Source organism: Secundilactobacillus muriivasis, from assembly GCF_054785195.1.
This window is the reverse complement of the sequence record NZ_BAABMI010000099.1, coordinates 1-4,858: the sequence shown is the minus strand read 5'-3', so window position 1 is coordinate 4,858 and position 4,858 is coordinate 1. Positions and strand designations below refer to the sequence as shown.

Annotated in this window: 2 protein-coding genes; one reads left to right on the top strand and one right to left on the bottom strand. The window is 48.9% G+C overall.

Annotation, left to right across the window (positions count from 1 at the left end):
- Positions 1 to 663: 663 nt before the first annotated feature.
- On the top strand, positions 664 to 2,229 hold the full coding sequence (locus ACYVR3_RS15910; protein ID WP_461244994.1) for a bifunctional metallophosphatase/5'-nucleotidase: 1,566 nt from the start codon (positions 664 to 666) through the stop codon (positions 2,227 to 2,229).
- 325 nt (positions 2,230 to 2,554) lie between these two features.
- Here ACYVR3_RS15910 and rny read toward each other — a convergent pair whose 3' ends face one another.
- On the bottom strand, positions 2,555 to 4,147 hold the full coding sequence (gene rny / locus ACYVR3_RS15905) for a ribonuclease Y (RefSeq protein ID WP_461244993.1): 1,593 nt from the start codon (positions 4,145 to 4,147) through the stop codon (positions 2,555 to 2,557).
- Between the last annotated feature and the right edge of the window lie 711 nt (positions 4,148 to 4,858).

Below are 4,858 nucleotides of genomic sequence, written 5' to 3'. Positions count from 1 at the left end.
TTCATAACTACTTTATCAAAAAGTAGCGATAAAATACCGTCGTATTTTATCTGACTTTATCTTAGTATGATTTCGGCGTGGTCGCCTAAAATCACCAACCCACACAAACTTCACCAAATTCCCCGATTACCCAGAATCAACCAACCAACTCAGCCGAAACAAACGTAATCGCAATGAACGTCGCCAATACCGCTCGGTCGATTATCCTCAAACAGGTCCCTTACATGCAGCGCTCTACTTTTTTCGCACGTTTCGGCGTGGTCGCCTAAAATCACCAACCCACACAAACTTCACTAAATCACCGATTACCAGGAATCAACCAGTCAACTCAGCCGAAACAAACGTAATATCAACGAGCATCGCCAATACCACTCGGTTCTAGCAACCTCATACATACAACCACACCTTTCGATCCAATCACCTAAAAACACCAACAGCCCACCCATCACTTCTCCATTTATCCAACATTCACTAGCTCTAACCAACCAATCTCCACCAAATATGACAACAATGTTACAGTTCCACCTTCACCGCCACAATCCCACACCACACCATCCCTGACTTCTCCCACCACCCAAAAGCAGGCTTGCCGTCCCTCCCGTTCAGGCCTATAATTCTAGTTAACTATAAGGCAAATTGAATCTTGCCGATGGAGGAAGAAGCATGCAGCTGACCATCCTTTCAACCAGTGATACTCATGGTTATATCTTTCCAACAAACTACGTCAAGCCAAGAGCGCATATGCCCTTTGGTTTAATTCGGGCTGCCACTGTCATTGCTGCAGAGCAACGGGCGGCGCCGGGACCCACGATCACCATTGACGATGGTGATTTTTTGGCGGGCTCGCCATTAGCTTACTACGTGGCGCAGGTTCAAACACCACCAGATCCGTTACCCCTCACGCGCATTTATAATCAAATCCACTACGATGCGGCCGTTATGGGCAACCATGAATTTGACTACGGCACCCAGTACCTTGAACGGGCGTTAAATGCCACTGAGCGTCCCGTCGTTAACGCCAATATTCTCGACAACGCCGGGCGACCGCTCTTTGGACAACGGTACCGCATTATTGAACGTGACGGCGTTAAAATTGCGATTCTTGGCCTAACAACTCGGGCGGTGATGCAGTGGAAGAATCACGCCAACGTTGCCAATGACGTCCATTTTCGGACTGCTGTGTCAGTGGCGAAAGAACTCGTTCCCTACCTCAAAAAAATCGCTGACATCGTCATTGTCGCCTACCACGGCGGCTTTGAACGAAGCCTAAAAACGGGTAAGCTGATCGAATCGCTCAGTAACGGCGAAAACGAAGCTTACCAACTCCTAGAAGAGGTTAAGGGGATCGATGCTTTGATCACCGGCCACCAACACCGTAAAATCGCCACAACCCTCTTTGGCGTCCCTGTGACCCAACCCGGTTACCGTGGCGAGGCCGTGGGTAAAATCGTACTGGACCTGACGCCAGTGGACGGTGGCTACGTCGTCACCGACCACACAGTTCACGTGATTGATACCAAATCCAGCAAGTTTGACGAAGCCATTGCCACCCATAGCCGTCAACTTGATAAAACGGTAGACTACTGGCTGGCCGAACCCTTGGCTCAGATCAATGGCGACCTCACGTTCAAGAGTGCTGCCAAGGCTAGAATGGTTGAAACGCCCTACACTGAATTTATTCAACGGGTTCAACTCGAGACCATGGGCGCTGACATTTCAGCAACGTCCATCTTTAACAATGAAGGTCACGGGTTCGAAAATCCGATTACGATGCGCAACATCATGACCAACTACGTCTATCCCGATGGACTGGCGCTCGAACTGATTACGGGCAAGGATCTTAAAGCCGCTCTCGAAAAAACGGCAACTTACTTCACCATGTCCGCGGATCAACAAATTGTGGTCAATCCCGCCTTCTATTCACCGAAATTACGCCATTATAATTATGATATGTACGAAGGCATCAACTACCAGATCAACGTTGCCCAACCAATTGGTAAGCGAATCAGTAACCTCACCTACCAAGGGCAACCCGTTCGCGATGAACAAGAATTCAAAATTGCCCTTAACCGTTATCGCGCTGGTGGTGGTGGCCACTATGATATGTTCCAAGCTGATAAGATCATCGCTGAGAATAAGACCCCGATGAGTCAAATCATCGCTGATTACCTCCGGCGGCATCCGGTGATTACGGCTGAAGCTGATCAGAATTTTACGGTGATGCCATAAATAAAAACGGGTTGTCGCATTCCCCTAGTTTTAGGAGAATGCGGCAACCCGTTTTTTTGATTTGGATAACTTGTTGGATGTCACCGAGTGGTAATCGGCGACGTGTTTTGCTATTACTGATTTTCGGCGCCGGTTGCGCTTTTATTTCGTGGCTTATCGACTAGATTGAGTAGCTGGTTTGCATTTGCCGCTTTGAAGCTGCTGCGCCGAAACGCGCGGAACAAAGCAAAGAGCTGCATGTAAGGGCACTAAGGCGAACCCCCAGACCCGGGGGCTTCGCCTTAGTGCCCTTACACTCCGCTCTTTAAACGCTTTGTTCCACGCTCTACGCACGCTTCCGTTTCTTCTTCTTCGTTGGCTTATCCCCAACATACTCAACAGCACGCAATTCACGGATCGTTGTGACCTTGATTTTACCTGGATACGTTAAATCGCGTTCGATTTGATCCTTCACATCGTTGGTCAACTTGGCGCTTGCTTCATCATCCAGCACCTTCGGCTGAACCACGATTCGAATCTCACGACCCGCTTGGATGGCATAGCTATCCTGCACACCGGTGTGGTCGTTGGCAATTTTTTCCAAACTGTGTAGTCGGTTAATGTATTCCTCGACCGACTCACTCCGGGCACCAGGTCGTGAACCAGACACTGCATCCGCCGTTGCAACCAACGTGGCAATCGGTGACGTTGCTTCTACATCGCCATGGTGCGCCGCAATAGCGTTGATAATCACGGGATCTTCGTCAAATGCCGTGGCTAAAGCGACTCCAATTTCAACGTGGGTCCCCTCAATTTCGTGGTCAACTGCTTTCCCGATATCATGCAGTAAACCGGCCCGAACCGCTAAGCGAACATTTTCGCCAAGTTCTGCCGCTAATACCCCGCTCATTTGAGCTACTTCAATCGAGTGATTCAGCACGTTTTGGCCGTAGGAAGTCCGGTATTTAAGCCGACCAATAATCTTCATGAAATCGGGATGCATGAAGCCAATCTTCAAAAGACTGACAACGCGCTCACCGGTTTGTCGAAGGTCCTTTAAAACGTCACTTTCAGCTGCGACAACCTGTTTTTCAATCGAAGCCGTGGTGATCTTACGCGATGCCAACAAGCCCTCAATGGCAATCCGGGCTGTTTCGCGCCGTACCGGATCATGGGTGCTGATCAGTAATACATTGGCTTGTTCTGGATCAAAAATCAAATCCGTCCCAGTCAGCGACTCCAGCAAGCGAATATGCTGACCATCGCGGCCAATCAACTTACTCTTAGTATCGTTAGTTGGCACCAACACACTGTGTTCAGCATGTTCACGTGGCCAATCAACCGGTCCCCGTTGAATCGATTCAATAATCAAGTTCCGAGCCATCTTATCGGCCGAAGCTTCAGCGTTATCGGTCAATTCTCGCACCGTAACATCCGCTTCTCGGGATAAATGCTGTTCCGTTTCCGTTCGAATCATTTGCTTGGCATCGTTGATCGACAACTCCGCCCGTGTCGCAATTTCAGTTTGGCGCTGCGTGTGCAACTGCCGTGCTTGATCTCGCGTCGTGTTCAACGTAGTTTGGTCATTATCCAACGCCGCTTGTGTCTCATCGATGCCGCCTTGGCGCTGATCCAAACGATTCGCCATCTGGTTCAACATCGATTGTCGTTGCTCTAATCGATCGTTTCGCGTCTTAATATCTGCTTGTTGGCTAGCCAACTCTGCTTCAGTCGTTACCCGTTCCTTTTGAACAGTCGCTTTAGCTTTCGTTTGATAATCAGTTGCCTGCTGAGCAGCCGTCTGTTGCGCAGCCGCCCGAAGTGCCGCTGCTTTTTGGGTTGCGACCGCTAACTCGTGACGATACTGACGACGCCGGCTAACACCACCAATCACCAGACCCACGATCAACGCGACCACAACGGTTAATACAATCATCATTTACTCGGCACTCCCTTCCATTTTTAAATGTTTACAGACAAAGTTTATTATACGCTATCTTAGTTAAATACTAAAGTTTATCTGTGGTGTCGTTTGTGTCCAGCGTAAGCATTCTTCTATTTAGTTTGTGAAGTACGGTGATTTGCTTAAACTATCGATTCCGGTAGTCAACTAGGTTCCTGCTGTGGGGCCGGCCTGAGCCAAAGGGCGGTCTCAGTCCTCGAATTCAAGCCTCGCCAAAACACGTGCGAGTCTTGAATTCGTCCCCGATAATTGGCGGTTGTTGGAAGTTCGTCAACAACCGCCAATTATCGCGACACAGCATCCACCTAGCTAACTACCTGCATCTCACGTTGACGCAGTTCGGCACTATTGTAGATCATCTCAAATGCTTAACTGAACGGTTTGCGACAGTATTACAATGACTGACGTTGAGTCGACAAACGCTAAAGCTGATCAACAGTCGATGTCTTGTCATCGTGACGGACAAGACGCCAATCTCTTCTGAACATTGACTTAATGCGCTCGAACGGACTGTGACGCAATGTTGTAACGTTATCGTTTAACGTTTACTGAGATGTTCTCGATTGTCATCGTACGACAGTTTAGCCCTTCATGATAAATTTTCGGGAGCGCGGTAATCGATGCCGAAAACCCGCAAACAAGAGGTCGGTCAGAAAATTGGGCTCAGCCGTGAAATTTCACTTAGCT